The sequence below is a fragment of the Rahnella sp. BIGb0603 genome, assembly GCF_024808755.1.
GTDB lineage: Bacteria > Pseudomonadota > Gammaproteobacteria > Enterobacterales > Enterobacteriaceae > Rahnella > Rahnella contaminans.
The window spans coordinates 623,674-646,992 of sequence record NZ_JANUEX010000003.1; the positions used below are offsets into that span (position 1 = coordinate 623,674).

The 23,319-nt window shown below is 54.7% G+C and carries 22 protein-coding genes; 14 read left to right on the forward strand and 8 right to left on the reverse strand.

Translation table 11 applies throughout. From position 1 onward, the window contains the following. The first annotated feature begins 106 nt into the window (after positions 1-106). The 4 genes from betI (at position 107) to M2403_RS11245 (ending at position 4,457) form a co-directional block, all read left to right on the forward strand. On the forward strand, positions 107-688 hold the full coding sequence (gene betI / locus M2403_RS11230) for a transcriptional regulator BetI (RefSeq protein WP_152324253.1): 582 nt from the start codon (positions 107-109) through the stop codon (positions 686-688). Between the two features lie 44 nt (positions 689-732). Then, positions 733-2,202: a betaine-aldehyde dehydrogenase gene (gene betB / locus M2403_RS11235; protein WP_259229154.1), complete on the forward strand. Its 1,470-nt coding sequence runs from the start codon at positions 733-735 to the stop codon at positions 2,200-2,202. A gap of 24 nt (positions 2,203-2,226) precedes the next feature. Further along, positions 2,227-3,912 (forward strand): choline dehydrogenase, encoded by a 1,686-nt coding sequence (betA, locus tag M2403_RS11240; protein WP_259229158.1) that lies wholly within the window; start codon positions 2,227-2,229, stop codon positions 3,910-3,912. Positions 3,913-4,001: 89 nt separating this feature from the next. Then, positions 4,002-4,457, forward strand: coding sequence for a GNAT family N-acetyltransferase (locus tag M2403_RS11245; protein WP_152324250.1), 456 nt, complete (start codon positions 4,002-4,004; stop codon positions 4,455-4,457). Between the two features lie 110 nt (positions 4,458-4,567). Here M2403_RS11245 and M2403_RS11250 read toward each other — a convergent pair whose 3' ends face one another. Further along, the gene (locus M2403_RS11250) at positions 4,568-5,497 is read right to left on the reverse strand and encodes a LysR family transcriptional regulator (RefSeq protein ID WP_152324249.1); all 930 of its coding nucleotides are present in this window, start codon (positions 5,495-5,497) and stop codon (positions 4,568-4,570) included. 116 nt (positions 5,498-5,613) lie between these two features. Here M2403_RS11250 and M2403_RS11255 point away from each other — a divergent pair, with 116 nt between their 5' ends. Together M2403_RS11255 and M2403_RS11260 are read left to right on the forward strand one after the other, a co-directional pair. Then, positions 5,614-6,048, forward strand: a complete 435-nt coding sequence (locus M2403_RS11255) for a DMT family transporter (RefSeq protein WP_208950549.1) — start codon at positions 5,614-5,616, stop codon at positions 6,046-6,048. Positions 6,049-6,051: 3 nt separating this feature from the next. Then, on the forward strand, positions 6,052-6,504 hold the full coding sequence (locus M2403_RS11260; protein WP_101075994.1) for a DMT family transporter: 453 nt from the start codon (positions 6,052-6,054) through the stop codon (positions 6,502-6,504). Between the two features lie 37 nt (positions 6,505-6,541). On the opposite strand, the gene M2403_RS11265 is transcribed toward M2403_RS11260, so the two are convergent. Both M2403_RS11265 and M2403_RS11270 read right to left on the reverse strand, forming a co-directional pair. Continuing rightward, positions 6,542-7,000: an RES family NAD+ phosphorylase gene (locus M2403_RS11265; protein ID WP_152324248.1), complete on the reverse strand. Its 459-nt coding sequence runs from the start codon at positions 6,998-7,000 to the stop codon at positions 6,542-6,544. Then, positions 6,997-7,458 carry an antitoxin Xre/MbcA/ParS toxin-binding domain-containing protein gene (locus tag M2403_RS11270; RefSeq protein WP_152324247.1) on the reverse strand — a complete coding sequence of 154 codons (462 nt, stop codon included), beginning with the start codon at positions 7,456-7,458 and terminating at the stop codon, positions 6,997-6,999. The genes M2403_RS11265 and M2403_RS11270 overlap by 4 nt, the downstream gene beginning before the upstream one ends. Positions 7,459-7,809: 351 nt before the next feature. Here M2403_RS11270 and M2403_RS11275 point away from each other — a divergent pair, with 351 nt between their 5' ends. Further along, on the forward strand, positions 7,810-8,697 hold the full coding sequence (locus M2403_RS11275) for a nucleoside-specific channel-forming protein Tsx (RefSeq protein WP_152324246.1): 888 nt from the start codon (positions 7,810-7,812) through the stop codon (positions 8,695-8,697). 188 nt (positions 8,698-8,885) lie between these two features. Next, complete coding sequence (locus M2403_RS11280) at positions 8,886-10,481, forward strand: ABC-F family ATPase (protein WP_152324245.1); 1,596 nt, start codon at positions 8,886-8,888, stop codon at positions 10,479-10,481. Positions 10,482-10,556: 75 nt separating this feature from the next. Here the strand turns inward: M2403_RS11280 and moeB are convergent, their stop codons facing one another. Further along, on the reverse strand, positions 10,557-11,318 hold the full coding sequence (gene moeB / locus M2403_RS11285; RefSeq protein WP_152324244.1) for a molybdopterin-synthase adenylyltransferase MoeB: 762 nt from the start codon (positions 11,316-11,318) through the stop codon (positions 10,557-10,559). A 2-nt stretch (positions 11,319-11,320) separates the two neighbouring features. After that, positions 11,321-12,562 (reverse strand): molybdopterin molybdotransferase MoeA, encoded by a 1,242-nt coding sequence (moeA, locus tag M2403_RS11290; RefSeq protein WP_259229164.1) that lies wholly within the window; start codon positions 12,560-12,562, stop codon positions 11,321-11,323. A gap of 245 nt (positions 12,563-12,807) precedes the next feature. Between moeA and M2403_RS11295 the strand changes: the two genes are divergently transcribed. Continuing rightward, a complete protein-coding gene (locus tag M2403_RS11295) occupies positions 12,808-13,041 on the forward strand; it encodes a DeoR family transcriptional regulator (RefSeq protein WP_101075987.1) in 234 nt (77 codons plus the stop codon). Positions 13,042-13,113: 72 nt separating this feature from the next. Here M2403_RS11295 and tsgA (M2403_RS11300) read toward each other — a convergent pair whose 3' ends face one another. Both tsgA (M2403_RS11300) and xapA read right to left on the reverse strand, forming a co-directional pair. Continuing rightward, positions 13,114-14,310 carry an MFS transporter TsgA gene (tsgA, locus tag M2403_RS11300; protein WP_259229165.1) on the reverse strand — a complete coding sequence of 399 codons (1,197 nt, stop codon included), beginning with the start codon at positions 14,308-14,310 and terminating at the stop codon, positions 13,114-13,116. 9 nt (positions 14,311-14,319) lie between these two features. Further along, positions 14,320-15,153, reverse strand: a complete 834-nt coding sequence (gene xapA / locus M2403_RS11305) for a xanthosine phosphorylase (protein ID WP_152324241.1) — start codon at positions 15,151-15,153, stop codon at positions 14,320-14,322. Between the two features lie 159 nt (positions 15,154-15,312). On the opposite strand from xapA, the gene M2403_RS11310 reads away from it, so the two are divergent. Beyond that, the gene (locus tag M2403_RS11310; protein ID WP_152324240.1) at positions 15,313-16,221 is read left to right on the forward strand and encodes a LysR family transcriptional regulator; all 909 of its coding nucleotides are present in this window, start codon (positions 15,313-15,315) and stop codon (positions 16,219-16,221) included. 90 nt (positions 16,222-16,311) lie between these two features. Here M2403_RS11310 and tsgA (M2403_RS11315) read toward each other — a convergent pair whose 3' ends face one another. Beyond that, positions 16,312-17,511 carry an MFS transporter TsgA gene (tsgA, locus tag M2403_RS11315; RefSeq protein ID WP_152324239.1) on the reverse strand — a complete coding sequence of 400 codons (1,200 nt, stop codon included), beginning with the start codon at positions 17,509-17,511 and terminating at the stop codon, positions 16,312-16,314. Positions 17,512-17,793: 282 nt separating this feature from the next. Between tsgA (M2403_RS11315) and M2403_RS11320 the strand changes: the two genes are divergently transcribed. The 4 genes from M2403_RS11320 to gsiC all read left to right on the forward strand — a co-directional run bounded on the left by M2403_RS11320 (position 17,794) and on the right by gsiC (position 23,319). Next, positions 17,794-18,807, forward strand: a complete 1,014-nt coding sequence (locus M2403_RS11320; protein WP_259229166.1) for an isoaspartyl peptidase/L-asparaginase family protein — start codon at positions 17,794-17,796, stop codon at positions 18,805-18,807. Then, on the forward strand, positions 18,804-20,660 hold the full coding sequence (gene gsiA / locus M2403_RS11325) for a glutathione ABC transporter ATP-binding protein GsiA (protein WP_259229167.1): 1,857 nt from the start codon (positions 18,804-18,806) through the stop codon (positions 20,658-20,660). Before M2403_RS11320 ends, gsiA begins: the two co-directional genes overlap by 4 nt. A 73-nt stretch (positions 20,661-20,733) precedes the next feature. Beyond that, complete coding sequence (gsiB, locus tag M2403_RS11330; RefSeq protein ID WP_152324236.1) at positions 20,734-22,290, forward strand: glutathione ABC transporter substrate-binding protein GsiB; 1,557 nt, start codon at positions 20,734-20,736, stop codon at positions 22,288-22,290. 108 nt (positions 22,291-22,398) lie between these two features. Further along, positions 22,399-23,319 carry a glutathione ABC transporter permease GsiC gene (gsiC, locus tag M2403_RS11335; protein ID WP_152324235.1) on the forward strand — a complete coding sequence of 307 codons (921 nt, stop codon included), beginning with the start codon at positions 22,399-22,401 and terminating at the stop codon, positions 23,317-23,319.

Sequence of the window (23,319 nt, forward strand, 5' to 3'; positions counted from 1 at the left end):
AAAAAGTTAAATAGGTGACGTCAGAGCGTTAACAAGGTTGGACGAAAGCGTAAAAAAACGGTTTTTTAAGCGCGTCTCAACCCGCTCATTTTCAGGAGCCGGATCCATGCCCAAAGTAGGAATGCAGCCCATCAGACGGCAGCAATTGATTGAGGCAACGCTGGCCGCAGTGAACGAAGTCGGGATGCACGATGCCTCGATTTCGCAAATTGCGCGCCGCGCAGGCGTCTCCAACGGCATCATCAGTCACTATTTTCGTGACAAGAATGGGCTGCTGGAAGCGACTATGCGCTATCTGCTCAGTCATCTGGGGGAAGGGGTGCAGTTGCGGTTAGCGCAGCTGACGGATACCGCACCGACAGCGCGGCTGCATGCGATTGCAGAAGCCAATTTTGACGACAGTCAGACCAACAGCGCGGCGATGAAAACCTGGCTGGCCTTCTGGGCAAGCAGCATGCATCACCCGCAGTTGTACCGGCTGCAACAGGTCAACAGCCGCCGGCTCTATTCAAATTTATGTTCTGAATTCAGGCGTTTTCTGCCCAAAGGTGAAGCGCGGCTCGCGGCGCAAAGTACCGCTGCACTGATTGACGGCCTGTGGCTGCGCGGTGCGCTGAGCGGTAAGGAATTTAACCGCGCCGAGGCGATGCAAATTACCCGCCGCCACATTGAGTCGCAGCTCACCTGAGCGCAGCAGAAAACCTTCAGACCGCACAGACCGAGGAGAGATTTATGTCCCGCTACGGCACGCAAAAACTTTATATCAACGGACGTTTTCAGGACAGCACCGGTGATGAAACCTTCGACGCAGTTAATCCGGCCAATGGCGACGTGATTGCGCATTTGCAATCCGCCACGCACACAGACGTGGATCTGGCGGTGAAAGCCGCGCAAAAAGGTCAGAAAGTTTGGGCGGCGATGACAGCCATGAGCCGTTCGCGCATCCTGCGCCGTGCGGTAGATATCTTGCGCGACCGCAACGATGAGCTGGCCGCGATAGAAACTGCCGATACCGGCAAACCGCTGTCGGAAACGCTGGCAGTCGATATTGTCACCGGCGCAGACGTGCTGGAATATTACGCCGGTCTTATCCCTGCCATTGAAGGCCAGCAAATACCGCTGCGCGATTCTTCCTTCGTTTATACCCGCCGCGAACCGCTGGGCGTGGTGGCCGGTATCGGCGCGTGGAACTACCCGATTCAGATTGCCCTGTGGAAATCCGCACCTGCGCTGGCAGCCGGTAATGCGATGATCTTTAAACCAAGCGAAAACACCTCGCTCACCGCCCTGAAACTGGCTGAAATCTACACCGAAGCGGGCGTGCCGGGCGGCGTGTTCAGTGTGGTGACCGGCGCGGCCAGTGTCGGGCAGGCGTTAACCGATCATCCGGATATCGCTAAAGTCTCGTTCACCGGCGGCATCAAAACCGGTAAGAAAGTGATGGCCAGCGCGTCAGCATCCACATTGAAAGAAGTCACCATGGAACTCGGCGGCAAATCACCGCTGATCGTCTTTGAAGACGCGGATCTCGATAAAGCCGCGGACATCGCCATGATGGCGAACTTCTACAGTTCCGGTCAGGTATGCACCAACGGCACTCGCGTGTTTATTCCCAAAGCACTCCATAAAGCGTTTGAAGCCAAAGTGCTGGAACGTGTGAAGCGTATCCGTCTGGGCGATCCGACTGACAAAAACGTCAATTTTGGCCCGCTTGTCAGCTTCGCGCACATGGAATCTGTGCTGCGTTACATTGAAAGCGGCAAGCGTGAAGGCGCAACATTGCTGACCGGCGGCGAGCGCGTCACCACCGGCGAATACGCAAAAGGCGCTTATGTGGCACCGACCGTGTTTACTGACTGCCGCGATGACATGCTGATCGTTCGCGAAGAAATCTTCGGACCGGTGATGAGCATTCTGACCTATGAAAGTGAAGAGGAAGTGATCCGCCGCGCCAACGATACCGAATACGGTCTGGCGGCCGGGCTGGTGACGCAGGATCTCAACCGGGCACATCGCGTTATTCACAAACTCGAAGCCGGGATTTGCTGGGTCAATACCTGGGGCGAATCAGCGGCTGAAATGCCGGTCGGCGGCTATAAACATTCCGGTGTTGGCCGCGAAAACGGCGTCAGCACACTCGAGCATTACACCCAAATCAAATCCGTGCAGGTCGAACTGGGCGAATTCAGCTCAGTCTTTTAATCCGCCGCATCAGAGGAGATTTTAATGGATTACGATTACATCATTATTGGTGCCGGTTCTGCCGGCAACGTACTCGCCACCCGACTGACTGAAGACAGCGCCATCAATGTGCTGCTGCTCGAAGCCGGTGGCCCGGATTATCGTCTGGATTTCCGCACGCAGATGCCTGCCGCGCTGGCTTTCCCGTTGCAGGGACGCCGTTACAACTGGGCGTATGAAACCGACCCCGAGCCACACATGAATAACCGCCGTATGGAATGCGGACGAGGTAAAGGTCTGGGCGGTTCGTCGCTGATCAATGGCATGTGTTACATCCGCGGTAACGCGATGGATTTCGATAACTGGGCGAAAGCGCCGGGTCTGGAAGACTGGACTTATCTGGACTGCCTGCCGTATTTCCGCAAGGCAGAAACCCGCGATATAGGCCCGAATGATTTCCACGGTGGCGATGGCCCGGTGAGCGTCACGACGCCTAAAAAAGGCAATAATCCGCTGTTCCACGCGATGATTGAAGCGGGCGTTCAGGCCGGTTATCCGCGCACTGACGATCTGAACGGGTATCAGCAGGAAGGTTTTGGCCCGATGGACCGGACCGTTACGCCGAAAGGTCGCCGCGCCAGTACCGCTCGCGGTTATCTGGATCAGGCAAAACCGCGCGCGAATCTGACCATCGTCACGCACGCCATGACTGACAAAATCCTCTTTGAGGGCAAGCGCGCCGTGGGCGTCAGCTATTTCAAAGGTGACGGCGATAAAGCGGTAAAGGCCAAAGCGAAACGGGAAGTGTTGTTGTGCAGCGGCGCGATTGCCTCTCCGCAAATTCTGCAACGTTCGGGCGTTGGCCCGGCAGAATTGCTCAATAAGCTGGATATTCCTGTGGTGCATAATTTGCCGGGCGTTGGCGAGAATTTGCAGGATCATCTGGAAATGTACCTGCAATACAGCTGTACCCAGCCGGTTTCGTTGTATCCGGCGTTGCAGATGCACAATCAGCCCGCGATCGGCGCGGAATGGCTGTTCAAAGGCACCGGCGTCGGCGCGAGCAATCAGTTCGAAGCGGGCGGTTTTATCCGCAGCCGTGAAGAATTTGCGTGGCCAAATATTCAGTATCACTTCCTGCCGGTGGCGATTAATTACAACGGCAGTAACGCGGTGAAAGAGCACGGTTTCCAGGCGCACGTAGGCTCGATGCGTTCGCCAAGCCGCGGACGCGTGCAGGTGAAATCGAAAGATCCGCATCAGCATCCGAGCATACTGTTTAACTACATGGCGAGCGAGCAGGACTGGCAGGAATTCCGCGATGCCATTCGTATCACGCGTGAAATTATGAATCAGCCGGCGCTGGATCCTTATCGTGGCCGCGAAATCAGTCCGGGTGAAAACGTGCAAACGGATGAAGAGCTGGATGCCTTTATCCGCGAACACGCGGAAACGGCTTTCCACCCGTCCTGTTCGTGCAAAATGGGCACCGACGAAATGGCGGTAGTGGACGGAGAAGGGCGCGTTCACGGCTTGCAAAGCCTGCGCGTGGTGGATGCCTCCATCATGCCGCAGATCATAACCGGTAACCTGAACGCGACAACAATTATGATCGCCGAAAAGATTGCCGATAAAATCCGTGGTCGCCAGCCGTTACCGCGCAGCACGGCGGATTATTACACCGCAGGCGATGCGCCGGTTCGTAAATCACCGCTGAAAAAATCTGCCTGACAAATTGGCTGTAAAACGTATGTTAAAAAGAGATATTCTCAGGAATATCTCTTTTTTTTGGCTTTCAGACGCAGGCAGGGCACTTATTCATGACTGAAAAATCATCACTTCACTGGCAGGATTATCATCACAGCGAACTGAACACGGCGCAGATTTACGCCATTCTGGCACTGCGCAACGAAGTCTTTGTGGTCGAGCAAAACTGCGTGTATCAGGATATCGACGGGCAGGATCTGAGCGGAGAAAATCGTCATATCGTCGCCTGGCTGGACGGGAAACCGGCGGCATACGCGCGTATTTTGCGTCATGAAGATGACGTCGCCATCGGACGTGTGATCGTCGCGCCTTCCGCCCGCGGCCTGAAACTGGGGTATCAGCTGATGGAACAGGCGCTGGCCGCCTGCCAGAAACACTGGCCGGGCGAGCGGATTGCGATTTCCGCGCAGGCGCACTTACAACAGTTTTATGGCAGGCTGGGATTTGTGGCGTATACGGAGATTTATGATGAAGACGGGATCGCGCATGTCGGGATGGAGTTGAGGTAAAGGGTTAGCCTTTAGCGTCAACGTCAAAACCATGGGTGGCAACCCAAGGTTTTGAACCGGGAATCCGAAATTTTCCCGGACTAATCGAAAGAGCCCTCAGTGCAACTGACTCACTCCCAGTATGCCGGGCTCCCGAATTTCTCCACCAGATAATCAATCACCACCCGCACCTTAACTGAAGCCTTGCGGGCATTTGGATACAACGCCGAGATAGTCTGTGGTTCCGGCGACGTGGAAACCTGGTACTCAGGCAACACGCTCACCAGCGTTCCGGCGCGCAGCGCATCGCCAATCAGCCAGGTTGGAAAAACCACTAACCCCATTCCGCCGATGGCTGCCTGCGTCAGGGTTTCTGCATTATTGCTGGTCAGAACGCCGCGCAGATTCCAGGAGCGCCATTCCTTTTCCGGCTGGCGGAAGTACCAGCGCTGGGAACCGGCAAACCCTTTAAAAACCAGGCAACTGTGATTAGAAAGATCGTCCGGCGTGGCCGGTTTGCCTGCGCGGGTAAGATACGCCGGGCTGGCGGCGAGACGGAAGTTCTGGTGGCCGAGCGTTCGTGCCTGAAGGGTGGAATCGGCCATGACGCCAATCCGGATCAGCAGATCGACGCTGTCCTGCAACGGATCGATAAAATCATCCGTCTGCATCAGTTCAATATTCAGCCGGGGAAAACGCGTACTCAGTTCCGGTAGCCAGGGCGCAACATGACGCTGACCAAAAACCACCGGTGCATTAATTCGTACCAGTCCGCCCGGTTCACTGCTTTGTTCCTGCAAATCCTGTTCGGCGAGATCCAGCTGTGTCAGCACCTGACGCGCATGCTCCGCCAGTAACTTTCCGGATTCAGTCGGGCTGACCGCCCGCGTGTTGCGGTACAGCAATTGCGTTTGTAATGCCTGCTCCAGTTGAGCAATAACGCGCGAAACCGTTGAAGGGGACATCGCTTCGCGCCGCGCCACTTCGGAGAAATTCCCCTGATCGAGTACCGCCACAAACAGGCGCAAAGACTGAATGTTGATCTGATTGAAGCTTTTCATCTGTGCGATTCCTGCAAAGGTATTTTCCTGATTGTGCTGTTTTTCGCATAGCGTTGTCACGCTATAGTCGCCGCTTCTTAAGTACCGGCAGTAAAAATAATGAGAACAGGGCAATGATGAATCTGATGTTAATTCCGCTGGTCGTTCTGGCGGGGATGGGGCTTTCACTGGAGGCGGGGCTTATCGGCCCGCTGGGAACAGAAGTCGGGCACTTGTGGGCGACGCTCAGCATTTTTGGCGTCGGCGCGGTGCTGACCGGTTTACTGGTACTGTTTTTCAGCCCGCGGAATGCGCCTTCTTATACTGAGCAACCCGGCTGGCAACTGCTCGGCGGTGTGCTGGGGCCGGTGTATGTCGTGGTGCTGACTATTGCGACGCCAGTGATTGGTATCGGGATGACGATGATTGCAATTTTGTCCGGGCAGGTAGCGAAAAGTGTTCTGATTGACCATTTCGGCTGGTTTGGTACGCCGCATAAAAAAGTGGGCAGTGAACGCCTGCTGGCGCTGGTGTTTATTGTTGCTGCACTTGTTCTGATTGCCTGGGGTTAACCAATGACTGAAATGATTATGATTGTCCTGGCTATCGTGGCCGGTGCGGCGCTGAGTATGCAGGCGGCGGTAAACGGGCAACTGGGCGAAAAGGTTGGCGTACTGAAAAGCGCATTTCTGACGTTCAGCGTCGGCGCGGCCATCACGGCAGTGCTGATTCTGTTTTTGCAAACACCGCAGCAGGCAACGCTGCTCACCGTACCCAAATGGCAGCTGATGGGCGCGTTATTTGGTGTGCCTTACATCATTGTGATGGTGACAGCCGTGCCGCGGGTAGGGACGGCGGTCGCTACAGTCGCCGTGATTTTAGGGCAACTGGCGATGGGAATGCTCATCGACAATTTCGGCTGGCTGGATAATCCGCAAATCGCGCTGTCATGGCACCGTCTTGCGGCGATCCCTTGTCTGATTATCGCGCTGGCGCTGATTTACCGGAGCAACCGGAAAGCAGCATAAGTGAGGGCTGTTTGCTTCATGCCATAGGGCGGGAAAATTATTGCAGACGCGGGTCAAACATCATGGGCTCGCGTTCTACGGAATCCAGCAACTGCGCGAAATCCGGATGCTGCGGGTTGAGCAGCACATTATATTCCGTCGGGACAATCACCGACGGAACCCTCAGCCCGACATGTTCACCTTCTGCCAGCCACGCTTCGCCCTGACGCTGCGTGCTGTCCGGCGGGGAAGGGCTGCGCCAGTCCGCTGCCAGCTCATCGACCTCGAGCGTATCGAGCAGCGCATCGGACACCTCAATACTGAGCAGTGTGTATGAGCGCATCAGCATGCTGTTTTGCAAATGCACCAGCATCTCGAGGATCGCCAGCGAGATGCTGGTAGTCACATACACGACCGGCCTGCCGGGCGGGTTCCAGCGGCCACCGTAAATCTGGGCTCCGGCACCCGTCCATGCGGTGGCTAAATGTTGGGTCTGAATAATGCGAAACAGCTTCAACTGAATACCCCGTGCTGAAGACGGCCAATCAGCCGGTTCACTTCCACCGCACCCGCTTCTGAAGACAACAACTCCAGCGGCCTTGAACCTGCCAGCGCCGGAGCAGGGCGGGTTATCCAGTCCAGCGCCGCGATGCGGTCGCCTTCAAACAGATCCGTCGCCGCATCGATGGTGCGCACCAGCCGCGCCACGCGCTCGCTTTCATCGCTTTTCAGTAATCCGTTTCCGGCTTTACGCCGCGCATAATTGCGCTCGTTAATTCCCATTATTTCCAGCAAAACCATTTTCGGCCACCCCAGCTCTGTGTTCAGGCGGTTGATGCTATCAACCGGAAAACCTTTCTGTATGGCATTTAACAAACTGATTCCGCTGCCTGCGGGAAGCCCCGCAGATTCCCACAGCGGCGTTACAGGCTCTTTCATTTGTCTGGAAGACAGCCCGGTAATTTTTGAAGTCATGATGTCGGTCTCCGCACCGTTAATTGTCATAACTATAGCATGACAATTAACGGTGCGGTGAATTTGTGTACACCCTTTGTTTTGCCCGGATGACATGCGGATGAAATCGCCATGAAACATAAGTGTGATCAATGTCACGTTGATCATGTATCAGGATGAAACAGAAATTGACAAACCTTGACCAAATCTATTTATTAGCTAAGAAAAGTTAACTCTTGTAGGAAGTGACTGGAAATTGCATGTTTATTGCACTATGTGCAGCAATCGGTTGCGGATCACAGTTTTAGGGTTCTATTTATGCAACGTCTGAAAGTGGCAAGGCGTTGTCCCACCCCCGCTTCTGGTAAAAATATGAAAAATAAAATTATTGCAGCAGGCGCTTTGATGGCTTTGTCCTACAGCGCGACCGTGCTCGCTGATGATAGCAAGGGCGAATTTGTTTCTGACTGGTGGCACCAGAGTGTTAACGTTGTTGGCAGCGCCGACACCCGCTTCGGGCCTACTCTGCGTAACGATGTTTATCTTGAATATGAAGCGTTTGCGCACAAAGACTGGTTTGATTTCTACGGCTATATCGATATTCCTAAAACCTTCGGTGCGGGTAACGGCAACGATACCGGTATCTGGGATAAGAACGGTTCTCCGCTGTTTATGGAAATCGAACCACGTTTCTCTATCGATAAGCTGACCGGCACTGACCTGAGCTTTGGTCCGTTCAAAGAATGGTACTTCGCGAACAACTATATCTACGATATGGGCCCGGACAGCGATAACCGTCAGAACACCTGGTATATGGGTCTGGGTACCGACATTGATACCCATCTGCCGATGAGCCTGTCTCTGAACGTGTATGCAAAATACCAGTGGGAAAACTACGGTGCAGCGAACGAAAACAGCTGGGACGGCTACCGTTTCAAAGTGAAATACTTCGTTCCTCTGACGCAGCTGTGGGGCGGTAACCTGAGCTACATCGGGTTCACCAACTTTGACTGGGGCTCAACACTGGGCGATGACGATTTCCGTGACCTGAACGGCAACAAAGCGCGTTCTAATAACTCTATTGCGTCCAGCCACATCCTCTCGCTGAACTACACACACTGGCATTACTCGTTCGTGGCGCGTTATTTCCACAACGGCGGCCAGTGGGCCGACGGCGCTGAGCTGAACTTCGGTAACGGTAATTTCGACGTGAAATCTACCGGCTGGGGTTACTACGGCGTGATCGGTTACAACTTCTGATTTCAGTGGTTAACCCAAAAAAACCCGGCTGATGCCGGGTTTTTTGCATTTCTGACCCTCTGATAATCCTGCGCATAACACACTTTTTTAGCTATTGAGTGAAAAATGAACACAACTACAGGCGATCCCATCGCGCCGTTGTGGCATAATGCGCGCCAAATCACATTTCCCAATGAAGAGCGAGCGTTGTGCTAAGTACTTACAACATCACCATGCAATTCGGCAGCAAGCCGTTATTTGAAAACATTAACGTCAAATTTGGCGGCGGTAACCGCTATGGCCTGATTGGCGCGAACGGTTGTGGTAAATCCACTTTCATGAAAATCCTCGGTGGCGATTTAGTGCCATCAGGCGGCAACGTGGTCCTCGACCCGAACGAGCGTCTGGGTAAACTGCGCCAGGATCAGTTCGCATTCGAACAGTTCAGCGTGCTGGACACCGTGATCATGGGCCACACCGAATTGTGGGAAGTGAAGGAAGAGCGCGACCGCATTTATGCAATGGCAGAAATGAGCGAAGAAGACGGCTACAAAGTGGCTGATCTGGAAGTCGCTTACGGCGAAATGGACGGCTACAGCGCCGAATCCCGCGCCGGTGAACTGCTGCTGGGCGTTGGTATTCCCGTTGAGCAACATTACGGCCCGATGAGCGAAATCGCACCGGGCTTTAAACTGCGCGTATTGCTGGCTCAGGCGCTGTTCTCTGACCCGGAAATTCTGCTGCTCGATGAACCGACGAACAACCTGGACATCGATACAATTCGCTGGCTGGAACAGGTGCTGAACGAGCGTAACAGCACCATGATCATCATTTCGCATGACCGTCACTTCCTGAACATGGTCTGTACGCACATGGCGGATCTGGACTACGGCGAGCTGCGCGTTTATCCGGGCAACTACGACGAATACATGACGGCGGCAACGCAGGCTCGTGAACTTCTGAGTGCTAATAACGCCAAGAAAAAAGCGCAAATAGCCGAGCTGCAATCGTTCGTCAGCCGCTTCAGCGCCAACGCCTCCAAATCTAAACAGGCAACTTCCCGTGCCCGTCAGATTGATAAAATTCAGCTCGACGAAATCAAAGCGTCCAGCCGCCAGAACCCTTACATGCGTTTTGAGCAGGACAAGAAATTGTTCCGTAATGCGCTGGAAGTGGAAAAAATCACTAAAGGTTTCGACAACGGTCCGCTGTTTAAAAACCTGGGTCTGATGCTGGAAGTCGGCGAGAAAGTCGCGATTCTGGGCGCCAACGGTATCGGTAAATCCACCCTGCTGAAAACGCTGGTGGGTGAGCATGAGCCGGAAAGCGGTTCAGTTAAATGGTCTGAAAACTCAAAAATCGGTTACTACGCGCAGGATCACGAATACGAATTTGACGATACCCTGAACGTTTTCGACTGGATGAGTCAGTGGAAATCCGAGAAAGACGACGAGCAGGCTGTGCGCGGTGTTCTCGGGCGTCTGCTGTTTGGTCAGGACGACATCAAGAAGAAAGTGAAAGTGCTTTCCGGTGGTGAGAAAGGTCGTATGTTATTCGGGAAACTGATGATGCAGCGTCCGAACATCCTGATCATGGATGAACCAACCAACCACCTGGATATGGAATCTATCGAGTCACTGAACATGGCGCTGGAAATGTACGAAGGCACGCTGATCTTCGTTTCCCACGACCGTGAATTCGTCAGCTCGCTGGCGACGCGTATTCTGGAAATGACACCGACCCGTGTCATCGACTTCTCCGGTAACTATGAAGATTACCTACGTAGTCAGGGTATCAATACGTAATCGTTGATTCTGATAAAAAAGTCCGCAAATTTGCGGACTTTTTTTTACCTGAATTTCAGCGACAGACTCTGAGAATCAGCAATCCCCGCATACCTCGCAACCCGGATCTTTCATCAGGTTCATCTGCCGAAATTGCAGCGTCATGGCGTCGTACATCAGCAGTTTTCCGCGTGGCGTTTCGCCGAAGTGCGTCAGCAGCTTGATGGTTTCCATGGCCTGCAAACTGCCGATGGTGCCGACCAGCGGTGACATGACGCCGGCTTCGACGCACGTCAGCGCGTTTTCACCAAACAGACGGCTGAGGCAGCGATAGCACGGCTCGCCGGGCTGCCATGTAAACACGCTGAGCTGGCCTTCCATGCGGATGGCAGCACCCGAGACCAGCGGTTTTTTCTGCGTAAAACATTGCTGATTGAGCTGATTTCGCGTCGTGACGTTGTCAGTGCAATCGACCACCACGTCGCAGGCGGCAATCAGTTCGTGCAGCATTTCGTCATCCGCCTGAGCATCAACCTGATTCAGCTGAATGTGCGGGTTAATTGCCGCCAGCGCCAGCGCGGCGGATCCCACTTTCGACATGCCGATTCTGGCATCGGTGTGCAGCGTCTGACGTTGCAGGTTTGAGAGCGAAACCGTATCGAAATCCAGCAAGGTCAGCGTGCCTGTTCCGGCGGCTGCCAGATATTGCGCCGCCGCACAGCCCAGACCACCCAGACCAACAATCAGCGCGTGGCTGGCTTTCAGCTTTTCCTGGGCATCAAAATCAAACCCTTTCAGCACGATCTGGCGGTTATAACGCAGGGTTTCAGCATCCGTCAGTTCCGGCAGCGTCGCCATGATCAGCTCCTAAGCAGGGCGTTGAAAGGTTCGATTTCTACGATTTCGCCTGCGGCGACGTTTTCGCGCTCACGTTCAAGCACCACAAAACAGTTTGCGAGACTGAACGAACTAAAGACGTGCGAGCCCTGATGGCCGGTGGTGCGTACTTCGAGCTGGCCTTCGGCACTTGTGCTGAAAATACCGCGCTGGAAATCCAGGCGTCCGGCGGATTTCTTTAGCGGTGTCACGGCTTTAGCTTTCAGGCGCGGCGGGAACTGCCAGGCGGTGTGGCCGGAAAGCTGAGCGATAAACGGTTGCACCAGCTGATAAAACGTCAGTGCAGCAGAAACCGGATTACCCGGCAGACCGCAGAACCAGCTGTTTTTCAGTTTTCCGAATGCAAAGGGTTTACCCGGTTTCATCGCCAGTTTCCAGAAACCAATTTCGCCCAGTTCATCGAGCATTTGCTTGGTGTAATCCGCTTCGCCCACGGACACGCCACCGCTTGAAATCACCAGGTCGGCAAACGTATTGGCTTCTTCAAAGGCTGTGCGCAGCGCCTGCGGATTATCGCGGATAATCCCTAAATCCAGTACGGTGCAGCCGAGCTGTTCGAGCATCAGACGCACGGCGAAACGGTTGGTGTCGTAAATCTGGCCTTCCTCTAACGGCGTCCCGACGGGTTGCAGTTCGTCCCCGGTCGAAAACACCGCGACTTTCAGCGCTTTCCAGACATTAACTTCCGTCACGCCTAAAGAAGCCAGCAGTGGCAATTCAGCTGCGCCGAGACGCACACCGGCAGGCAGCACGCTGTCGCCTTGTTTGATGTCGTCGCCGGTCAGACGGATATTCTGGCCTTTATGCACTTCTGCGGTAAACCGCACGCCCGCTTCTGACACGTCGGCCTGTTCCTGCATGATCACCGCGCCGGCACCTTGCGGAACCGGCGCGCCGGTCATGATGCGGATACAGGTTCCGGCAGGCCATTCACCGTGGAAAGGCGCACCGGCAAAGGCTTTACCTGCCACAGGCAGAACGGCGTCTGTGTGCAAATCGGCGCAGCGCACGGCGTAACCGTCCATCGCGGAATTATCAAAAGGCGGGACGAAAACCGGGGATTTCACCGGCGTGGCGGTAATGCGGCCTGCGGCGGCAGCGAGCGGGAGAGATTCGGTATCTTTCGCTGTTTTGGACGGGACATAAGCGCGCATTTTTTCCAGCGCTTCTTCCAGCGAGATCAGACCGGCAGTATTGAATTCCATGAAAATTCCTTTGAGGTTCATCCCGGCGGGACGGGTGTTTTCACCGGAACCGGGCGGGGATTTGGAGCATGCGCATAGTATGACAGAGAAACGCGGCGAACCAAAAATTGCGGAAGGCGTAAAAACTTCGTGGGGATTCCTGAAAAATTGAGATCGATCCCAAAATTAACAATGTAACGCAGGTATGATGGTTTCCGTTATTTGTGACATGGGTCACACAACTGTCAAATATACAGGAATAACCGGTGCTTAAAAAAAATCGCCATCAGGCCATCCTTCAGTTGGTAGAACAGCATGAAGTGTTACAGGTAAGCGAACTGGCACAATCGCTGGATGTAAGTCTTGAAACCATTCGTCGTGACCTGAGTGAAATGCAGGATAAAGGATTGATTCTGCGACGTCACGGTCGAGCCCGTCGTCTGGTTGCTCAGCCTGAAACATCCTGGCTCAACAGTTTGCAGCGCTGCCCCCAGCTTTAATCGTGGCAGTGAAATAAGAAAAGGGAAGGCTCCGCAGAGTCTTCCCTTTTTTATGCACAATATTTAAGAAAATCAGTGCGACGGTTGTTGCTCCAGCGCTTCGGCTTTGCTGTTGACCGAGGCAAAAATCAGCGCCGCCAGCAGGAAGACGTAAGCGATGGTCGCAGTATTCAGTGCCCAGAATAACCCGTACTGGCTGTACACCAGCGACGACAACGTGGAGAAGATCAGCGTCCCGATGGTGCCGATAGTCAGCAAGGCTGACGTCAGCGTTGGCGGCGAATTTCTGACCTGCAAACTGCCGTAGCTCATGATGCCTGAGAACAGGCCGGAATTGCAGAAGCCAAACAGACCAGCGCAAACCAGGATAAGCATCGGGTTCCCGCTGTTGGCCGCCACGGCCAGGCTCACCAGCCCGACACCCGCTGAAATCAGCAGATACGTGCGCAGTTTCACGAAGCGAACGGTGAACTGATTCACAAACAGGCCGATGGATTTCACGGTCCAGTAGGTCGTGATGTAGAACGCCGCGCGGTCAGCCGCCATCCCGAAATGCTCTTTCAGCCAGCTTGGCAGCCACATGGTGAACACCGGTTCTGCCAGCAGGAAAGCAAACAGCGCGAAGCACAACACCCACACCGAAACGCCCCAGCGGTCGTGCTGCTGGCCGGTTGATGATTCTTTCTCAACAGCCTGCGGAATCGACGGGAATTTCTGCCCGGCGCACAGCACGATCATCATCAGGCTCAGCACCGCCATGACGCCGTACATCGCCAGCCAGCTTGCGCCATGCTGGAATAAATACCCCAGCAGCAGCGACAGAATCACCCCCGCCAGTGCAAAGAAGAAATCGGTGAGAATCAGGTTCGCCGAGCGTTTCTTCGGATCTTCATTGATGCGTACGACCAGATAGCTGCCGATGGACATCATGATGCCGGACGCCGCGCCAATCAGGAAAACGCCGATACCGAACATGGTGATGGTCGGCATCAGGAACAGCGCGATGCAGGTCAGTACAGAGACGGTTGAGCCGGTAATCAGCTGTTTGCCCAGATTGAATTTGCGCATCAGCACGCCGCTTATCATGATCGGCAGGAACAGGCCGATGTTCATCAGCGTAAACATCTGTCCGATAAATCCGGGGTCTTTGCCAAACGCCTGCGACACCGGGCCGATTACGATTCCGAGCGTTGAAACCAGCGCACCGGTGAAGAAATAACTCAGCCAGGAAATCATATTGATCCGCTGGCGGTTGAATGCCTGTTCCATAGACGTCCCTTATTTCCCAGCCGCTGACAGGTCGGCGAAGAACGCGCGGATCAGTCGGGTGAAATCACCCACCGCCAGTTTTGCGCAGCTCAGGGTTTGTTCGTGGGAAAGCGGGGTGTCGGATAGACCTTCGGCAAAGTTAGTCATGGCAGAAACCGCCAGCACTTTGAGGCCGCAGTGTCGCGCGGAAATTACTTCCGGCACGATAGACATGCCGACGACGTCGCAGCCGAGGGTTTGCATCATGCGGATTTCCGCAGGCGTTTCGAAGTTCGGGCCGGTGTAGGCGGCGAATACGCCTTCTGCCACGTCGATATCCAGTTTGCCGGCGACAGCGTGAAGCTGCGCGCGCAGATCTTTGTCATAGGCGTTCGCGAGGCTGAAGAAGCGCGGGCCGAAACGGTCGTCATTCGGGCCAGCCAGCGGGGATTCCGGCATAAAGCTGACGTGGTCGGTGAGCGCAACCAAACGACCCGGCGCGACTTCTTTGCGCATGGATCCGGCGGCGTTAGTCGCCAGCAGGAATTCACAGCCCAACAGTTTGAAAGTGCGGACGGCGCTGGTCATTACCGACATACCGTGGCCTTCATACATATGGCCGCGGCCTTTCATGCACATTACCGGTACACCTTCGAGATGGCCCAGAACCAGTTCACCGGCGTGGCCGACGACGCTGCTTTGAGGGAACCCCGGCAGGTCGTGATAAGGAATGGTAATCGCACCGGACATATCGTCACACAGCGTGCCGAGGCCGGAACCTAAAATAAGCGCGGCGCGTGGGATAAAGCCCGGGGCACGCTGGCGGATAATTGCTGCACAGTCAAACGCGTTGTTATTGAGCATGATCACTTCTCTCATTATTGACAGTAGGGTTGAGTTGAAGGCAATGCTAGGGTGAGCGGCCTGTGGCGTCTAATACCGTTCGCCGCCGGGATTTATAGTCAAAATCTATAAATCCAATACGCTAATATTTAAGGGAAAATAAATGTTGCTGGAGAAAATGTGACGCGACCATTCACCGATTCAGTTTTCGATCTCGGCCAGATTAATCTCCGCCTGCTGCACTACTTTCGCGTCGTGGCCGAGGAACTGAGTTTCAGCAAAGCGGCGGTGCGGCTCAATATGTCGCAGCCGCCGCTGAGCCTGCATATCAAAGAGCTGGAACATCTTCTCGGTACGCCGCTATTTCTGCGTACCACCCGTTCCGTGTCGCTGACACCGGCGGGCGCGGCGCTGATGCGTGAAGCAGGGCTGATGCTCGACAGCATCAACCGTTCCTTGCATCAGGTACGTAAGATTGGCCGGGGGGAAATCGGGCATATTCAGTTTGGTACGGTGGGCACTGCCGCCTGGGGGCCGCTGATGCCCGTGCTGAACAATTTCGGCAGGCATGCGCCGGAAATCAGCTGGTCGATTACCGAACTTACGCCGGTTCAGCAAATCGACGCGTTGCAGCTGCAAAGGATTGATATCGGTATCTGGCGAGAGGCCAAGCTGGCGCTGCCGCAGGGGTTATCGAGCAAGCTGATGGGGCGTGAGAACGTGGCTGTGGCGCTGTCAGAGAATCATCCGCTGGCGATCAGAAACAGTGTGGCGTTCAGCCAGCTGGCGAATGAGGATTTTATTCTGATGCCGATGAACACGTCGAGTCTGGGCAGTTATTTATATTCGATGTGCCGTCAGCACGGTTTTCTGCCGCAGGTGAAACAGCAGGTGAATGAGCCGCAGACTGCGCTGGCACTGGTGGCGAACGGTTACGGAATTACGTTATTGCCGGAAAGTTATGCACGGATCCACTGGCCGGGTGTGCGATTTTGCGCGCTGACGGAAATGCTGCCTGCCGATCTCTACGCAATTTATCAGGCGGATTCGGTGACACCGGCGACGGCGCGGTTTCTTGATCTGCTCTGATTCATTTTGCTTCTGACAATTCTCAGCCAAAAAATAAAGCCGCAGGAACTTTGAACTTTCCCGCGGCTTTTTCACCACTCAGTCTGTCATTCAGCCGACAGACATTTCGCGATGAATCTTTTCTGCTTTACTGCGGATACCGGCAATGATCACCGCCAGCACCAGAAGCACGTAAGAAACGGTGGCGATATTCAGCGCCCAGAACAGGCCGTATTCGCGGTAAATGAACGAAGAGAATGACGCGAAAATCAGCGTGCCGACTGACGCGGTGGTCAGCAGGGCAGAGGTCAGCGTTGGCGGTGAGTTTTTCACCTGCAGGCTGCCGTAGCTCATCAGGCCGGAGAACATCCCTGAGTTACAGAACCCGAACACGCCCACCGCAGCCATTACCAGCGCCGTATTTTCGCTGTGCGTCACGACGCACAGGCTGATTAAGCCGACAATCGCGGAGGCAAAAAGGAACGTACGCAGTTTGACGAAACGCACGGTGAACTGGTTGAGGAACAGGCCAATCGCTTTCACCATCCAGTAGGTGGTGATGTAAATCGCTGCGCGGTCAGTGTCCAGACCAAAGTGTTCATGCAACCAGCTTGGCATCCACAGGGTGAACACCAGTTCGCTGAAGACGAAGGCAAACAGTGCAAAACACAGCACATACGCGGCAAAGCCCCACGGCTCTTTCGCTTCACGATCTTGTTTTGCCACGGCGTCCGGTTTAGCGACAACCGGGAATTTCTGGCCCACGCACAGCAAAATCATCAGCACGCTCAGGGTGCCCATAATGCCGTACATCGCCAGCCAGCTTGCGCCGTGTTTGAACAGGAAACCGAGCACCAGCGACAGCGTCATGCCAGAAAGCGCAAAGAAGAAGTCGGTGAAAATCAGGTTAGCAGAACGCTTTTTCGGGTCATCGTTGATGCGCACAACCAGATAGCTGCCGATAGACATCATCAGGCCCGCTGTCGCACCAATCAGGAATACCCCGACGCCGAACAGTGTGATGGACGGCATCACGAACAGCGCGATACAGGTCAGAATAGTGATAATTGAACCAGTAATCAGCTGCTTACCGAGATCGAACTTACGCATCAGAATGCCGCTTATCATGATCGGCAGGAACAAACCGATGTTCATCAGCGAGAACATCAGGCCGATAAATGCAGGCTCTTTATTGAAAGCGGTCGCCACCGGGCCGATGACAATCCCTAAAGTGGAAACCAGCCCACCGGTAAAGAAGTAACTTAGCCACGAGATCACGTTGATCCGACGGCGGTTATAAACAGTTTCCATAACTGATTTCCTAAAAATAAAAAATATAAGAAGGCCACAGTAAGCTTTGCCAGAGGTGCTTATATCTGCGGTTAGGACGATTATTATTCCTGTTCTTTTACGGTTTGTCTTGGACGTTTATTCAATCTTCGTATTTGATTTTCTTAAACAATCTAAGCAATTAGCGCGTTTTTGTAGTTTTACATTTCTGCTTTACATACTGTAGCGGGCTAAATATAGTCAAAAAACAGGGCAACATCACTTTCTGTATACATAAATACAACAACTCAGGGTGCAGTTCTAATGAGTTCTTCTACTGATAATTCAGCGAGTTCCGTTTCGGACAAGAAGCGTCCGGTCATTGCCATTCACGGCGGTGCCGGGGCGATTACCCGCGCAGCAATGAGTCGTGAAAAAGAACAACATTATTTAGCCGAGCTGGAACGTATTGTTGCCAGCGGGCAGGCCATTCTGGCGGCGGGCGGCAGCGCACTGGATGCGGTGACTGAAGCGGTACGTTTACTGGAAGAATGCCCGTTATTTAATGCCGGAAAAGGTGCCGTTTTCACGCATCAGGGCACGCATGAGCTGGATGCCTGCATCATGGATGGCCGTACGCTGGAGGCCGGTGCCATCAGCTGCGTTAATCATATCCGCAACCCGATTCTGACTGCGCGCAAGGTGCTGGAAAACAGCCCGCATGTCATGTTTACCGGCGCGGGTGCGGAAGCGTTTGCCCGCGAGCACGGGCAGGAAATGGTAGAGCCGGAATTTTTCTACACGCAGGAACGTTTCGATCAGTTGCAGCGCGCGATTGCGGCAGACGGCGGCGTGATGCTCGATCACGACGGGGCGTCCCTGAATGCTCAGCCGTCTGGCGACCCGATCGATCCGGAACATAAATTTGGCACCGTCGGCGCGGTGGCGATGGACGGGCAGGGCAACCTGGCGGCGGCGACGTCCACCGGCGGCATGACCAACAAACAGGCCGGACGCGTCGGCGACAGCCCGATTATTGGTGCAGGCTGCTACGCCAGCAATAACACCGTGGCGATTTCCAGCACCGGCACCGGCGAAGTCTTTATGCGCACGGTCGCGGCGTATGACGTTGCGGCATTGATTGAATACGCCGGTTTAACGCTCGAAGAAGCTACGCACAAAGTGGTGCAGGAAAAACTGCTGCCGATGGGCGGGAGCGGAGGAATGATTGCTGTGGATAAATTTGGCAACGTCGAACTGCCTTTCAACAGTGAAGGCATGTACCGCGGATTTGCCCGCGTGGGCGACGCGCCGGTCGTCAGTATTTACCGCTCATGAACCGTTCCCTGACCCTGCCTCCCGACCACGTTCTGGCCGTCAGCCAGCTCAGCGTGCAGTTTTCGCATGAAGGGCAAATTATTCCGGCTGTGAATAATCTCAGTTTTCAGGTCAGGCGTGGCGAAACGCTGGCGATAGTCGGCGAATCCGGCTCAGGTAAATCCGTGACGTCGCTGGCGCTGATGCGTCTGGTGGAACAAGGCGGCGGGCAGATAACGCAGGGCGAAATGCAGTTTCGCCGTCGAAATGGCGAAGTGGTCGATCTCATCGCAGCGACGCAACCCGCCATGCGCAGTTTACGCGGTGCGGATATGGCGATGATATTTCAGGAACCGATGACCTCGCTCAATCCGGTGTTTCCGGTGGGCGAGCAGATCGCCGAGTCAATCCGTCTGCATCAGGATAAAGACCACCGCGCCGCCCGTGCCGAAGCGTTGCGCATGCTGGATCTGGTGCGTATTCCTGAAGCCCGCAATATTCTCGACAGCTATCCGCATCAGCTTTCCGGCGGTATGCGCCAGCGGGTGATGATCGCGATGGCGCTCTCCTGCAAGCCTGCGTTACTGATAGCCGATGAACCGACGACGGCGCTGGATGTGACGATTCAGGCGCAGATTTTACAACTGATCCGTGTGCTGCAAAAAGAGATGCACATGGGCGTGATTTTTATCACCCACGATATGGGTGTGGTGGCTGAAATTGCCGACCGCGTGCTGGTGATGCATCAGGGCAACAGCGTGGAAACCGGCGACGTGGGCGCGATTTTCCGTGCGCCGCAACAGCCCTATACCCGCTCGCTGCTGGCGGCGGTACCCAAATTAGGCTCGATGGCCGGTAAACCATTGCCCGCGCGTTTCCCTGTGCAGGAGCAAAAAGAAAGTGACCCGGAACTGGTGCAGGACACCCTGACGCCGGGTGCGCCGCCGGTTTTGGAGGTTCGCGATCTTGTCACGCGTTTTGATTTGCGCAGTGGAATTTTCAACCGTGTGACGCGCCGCGTACATGCCGTGGAAAAAGTCAGCTTTGACTTACATCCGGGTGAAACGCTGGCGCTGGTGGGCGAATCCGGTTGCGGAAAATCCACCACGGGTCGTTCGCTGCTGAAACTGGTGAAAAGCCAGGGCGGAACAATTACGTTTAACGGCCAGGTGCTGACCGATGTCACCGGCAGTGCGCTGCAACACCTGCGCCGCGATATTCAGTTTATTTTTCAGGATCCGTACGCCTCGCTCGATCCGCGGCTGACGGTCGGGTATTCGATTATGGAGCCTTTGCTGGTGCACAATCTGGCGAAAGGCGCAGAGGCCGAGGCGCGCGTCGCCTGGCTGCTGGAAAAAGTCGGGCTGCTGCCGGAACACGCGCAGCGCTATCCTCACGAATTTTCCGGCGGCCAGCGGCAGCGAATTTGTATCGCGCGGGCACTGGCGCTCAATCCCAAAGTGGTGATTGCGGATGAATCCGTTTCTGCCCTCGATGTGTCGATCCGTGCGCAAATCATTAATTTGCTGATGGATTTACAGAAAGAGTTCGGGCTGGCGTTTTTGTTTATTTCGCACGACATGGCGGTCGTCGAGCGTATCAGCCATCGCGTGGCGGTGATGTATCTCGGGCAAATCGTTGAAATCGGCACGCGGCGTGCGGTGTTTGAAAATCCGCAGCACGCGTATACCCGCAAACTGATGGCGGCGGTGCCGGTGGCCGATCCGGCGCATAAAAGAAAAGAACAGGCCTTGCTGGTGGATGAAATCCCCAGCCCGATCCGTGCGCTCAACGACGAGCCGCTGGTCGCCCCGCTGGTTCAGGTGGGCGAAGGGCACTTTGTCGCCCGGCATGCTATCGCGGGGCTTTACTGATTTTTGTGGTGGCTTGTTTTTTAAGCGCCAATTCTTTGTAAGACAAACGGGTAAGACAGGAAAAGGAACTGACATGAATCAGCAGAAACGTAAAGGTAAGAACGTGATCCGCCAGGCGGTGCTCGCTGCCGCTATTTTCGGTTCTCTGGCTTCAGCTTCAGCATGGGCTGCCAAAGACGTTGTGATCGCCGTAGGCTCTAACTTCACCTCGCTTGATCCTTATGATGCGAATGACACCTTGTCGCAGGCGGTGGCAAAATCCTTCTATCAGGGGCTGTTTGGCTTCGATAAAAACATGAAGTTGGAAAACGTGCTGGCGGACAGCTACACGGTCAGCAAGGACGGGCTGGTTTACACCATCAAGCTGCATCCGGGCGTGAAATTCCAGGACGGCACCGACTTCAACGCGGCGGCGGTAAAAGTTAACTTTGATCGCGCCAGCAATCCTGACAATCATCTCAAGCGTTACAACCTGTTTAAAAATATCGCCAGCACGGAAGCGGTGGATGACACGACCGTGAAAATTACGCTCAAAGAACCGTTCTCGGCGTTCATCAATATTCTGGCACACCCATCGGCTGTGATTATTTCCCCGGCGGCGCTGACCAAATACGGCAAAGAGATCGGTTTCCATCCGGTGGGCACCGGCCCGTATACGCTGGATCAGTGGAACCAAACCGACTTCGTGAAAGTGAAGAAATTCGACGGTTACTGGAAAAAAGGCGAGCCTAAACTCGATACCATCACCTGGCGTCCGGTTGTAGATAACAACACCCGCGCCGCGATGCTGCAAACCGGTGAAGCTGATCTGGCGTTCCCGGTGCCTTACGAGCAGGCCGCGCTGCTGGAGAAAAACCCGAAACTGGATCTGGTGGCCGCGCCGTCAATTTTGCATCGTTACATCAGCTTTAACGTGACGCAAAAACCGTTCGATAACGTGAAAGTGCGTGAGGCGATCAACTACGCCATCAACAAACAGGCGCTGATTAAAGTCGCGTTTGCCGGTTACGCTGTGCCTTCCGAAGGGCCATTGCCGCAGGGAATTGAGTACGCCGCGAAATTCAAACCGTGGCCATATGATCCGGCAAAAGCCAAACAACTTCTGAAAGAAGCGGGTTATCCGGACGGCTTTACCACCACGCTGTGGTCTTCACATAACAACAGCACCGCGCAAAAAGTGTTGCAGTTCACGCAACAGCAGCTGGCGCAGGTCGGTATCAAAGTGACGGTCACCGCGATGGATGCCGCACAGCGTGCCGCTCAGGTGGAGAACGTCGGGCAGAAAGAAGCAGGTATCCGCATGTTCTATACCGGCTGGTCGGCATCAACGGGCGAAGCTGACTGGGCGCTGTCGCCGCTGTTCTCAACCCAGGCTGCGCCACCGAAACAATTCAATACGGCGTTCTACAGCAATGCGCAGGTGGATAAAGATTTGTCCGACGCGCTGAAAACCACTGACAAAGCGGAGAAAGCCAAACTGTACGCCGATGCCCAGAAACAAATCTGGACCGACGCGCCGTGGGCATTCCTGGTGACTGAGCGTCTGGTTTCTGCCAACAACAAACGTCTGACTGGTTTCTATGTGATGCCGGATACGGCATTCAGCTTTGATGATGCCGATGTGAAATAATATGCGGTGAAGCTTTCAGGGTGCGGGTTCAAAGTTTCCGCGCCCTGAACTTACGTGTTCCGCAGACGGAATAGGGATGTCATACCGTGAAATCACAGACAGCGAATCATGCTTAATTATTTTCTGAAACGATTACTGGGACTGATTCCGACATTGCTGATTGTGGCAGTGCTGGTCTTTTTATTTGTACATCTTTTGCCGGGGGATCCGGCGCGTCTGATGGCCGGACAGGACGCAGACGCCAGCGTCGTGGCGCTGGTCCGTCAGGATTTAGGGCTGGATAAGCCGCTCTATCAGCAATTCCTCACCTTCTTCGGCAACGCGCTGACCGGTGATTTCGGGCACTCGATGGTGTCCAAACGCCCGGTCATTGATGAAATCAGCTCCCGCTTTATGCCGACCTTCTGGCTGACGCTGACCAGCATGCTGTGGTCGGTGATTATCGGGCTGCTCATTGGCGTAGTCTCCGCCGTCTGGCGCAACCGCTGGCCGGATCGTCTGGGCATGGCGCTCGCTGTTTCCGGTATTTCTTTCCCGGCCTTTGCGCTGGGTATGCTGCTGATGCAGGTTTTCTCCGTTGAACTGGGCTGGTTGCCGACCGTCGGGGCTGACGGCTGGCAGCATTATATTCTGCCGTCCATCACGCTGGGCGCGGCGGTGGCGGCCATTATGGCGCGCTTTACCCGGGCGTCTTTTGTCGAAGTTATGCAGGAAGATTACATGCGCACGGCGCGGGCGAAGGGCGTTCATGAAGCCGTTGTGGTGGTAAAACACGGGCTACGCAACGCCATGATCCCGGTTGTGACCATGATGGGATTACAGTTTGGGTTCCTGCTGGGGGGCTCGATTGTGGTCGAGAAAGTCTTCAACTGGCCGGGGTTAGGGCGGTTGCTGGTAGATTCCGTGGAGATGCGTGATTATCCGGTGATCCAGGCCGAGGTACTGCTCTTCTCTCTCGAATTCATCCTCATCAATCTGCTGGTGGACATGCTGTACGCCGTGATTAACCCTTCTATCCGATACAAGTGA

Bases quoted from the DNA above. Each gene is read 5' to 3' on its own strand.
- M2403_RS11245 (WP_152324250.1), top strand. From the start codon at position 4,002: ATGACTGAAAAATCATCACTTCACTGGCAGGATTATCATCACAGCGAA.
- M2403_RS11250 (WP_152324249.1), bottom strand. From the start codon at position 5,497: ATGAAAAGCTTCAATCAGATCAACATTCAGTCTTTGCGCCTGTTTGTG.
- M2403_RS11275 (WP_152324246.1), top strand. From the start codon at position 7,810: ATGAAAAATAAAATTATTGCAGCAGGCGCTTTGATGGCTTTGTCCTAC.
- tsgA (WP_152324239.1), bottom strand. From the start codon at position 17,511: ATGGAAACTGTTTATAACCGCCGTCGGATCAACGTGATCTCGTGGCTA.
- M2403_RS11255 (WP_208950549.1), top strand. From the start codon at position 5,614: ATGAATCTGATGTTAATTCCGCTGGTCGTTCTGGCGGGGATGGGGCTT.
- betA (WP_259229158.1), top strand. From the start codon at position 2,227: ATGGATTACGATTACATCATTATTGGTGCCGGTTCTGCCGGCAACGTA.
- moeA (WP_259229164.1), bottom strand. From the start codon at position 12,562: ATGGAATTCAATACTGCCGGTCTGATCTCGCTGGAAGAAGCGCTGGAA.
- tsgA (WP_259229165.1), bottom strand. From the start codon at position 14,310: ATGGAACAGGCATTCAACCGCCAGCGGATCAATATGATTTCCTGGCTG.
- betI (WP_152324253.1), top strand. From the start codon at position 107: ATGCCCAAAGTAGGAATGCAGCCCATCAGACGGCAGCAATTGATTGAG.
- xapA (WP_152324241.1), bottom strand. From the start codon at position 15,153: ATGCTCAATAACAACGCGTTTGACTGTGCAGCAATTATCCGCCAGCGT.
- moeB (WP_152324244.1), bottom strand. From the start codon at position 11,318: ATGGCGACGCTGCCGGAACTGACGGATGCTGAAACCCTGCGTTATAAC.
- gsiB (WP_152324236.1), top strand. From the start codon at position 20,734: ATGAATCAGCAGAAACGTAAAGGTAAGAACGTGATCCGCCAGGCGGTG.
- gsiC (WP_152324235.1), top strand. From the start codon at position 22,399: ATGCTTAATTATTTTCTGAAACGATTACTGGGACTGATTCCGACATTG.
- gsiA (WP_259229167.1), top strand. From the start codon at position 18,804: ATGAACCGTTCCCTGACCCTGCCTCCCGACCACGTTCTGGCCGTCAGC.
- M2403_RS11260 (WP_101075994.1), top strand. From the start codon at position 6,052: ATGACTGAAATGATTATGATTGTCCTGGCTATCGTGGCCGGTGCGGCG.
- M2403_RS11320 (WP_259229166.1), top strand. From the start codon at position 17,794: ATGAGTTCTTCTACTGATAATTCAGCGAGTTCCGTTTCGGACAAGAAG.
- betB (WP_259229154.1), top strand. From the start codon at position 733: ATGTCCCGCTACGGCACGCAAAAACTTTATATCAACGGACGTTTTCAG.
- M2403_RS11270 (WP_152324247.1), bottom strand. From the start codon at position 7,458: ATGACTTCAAAAATTACCGGGCTGTCTTCCAGACAAATGAAAGAGCCT.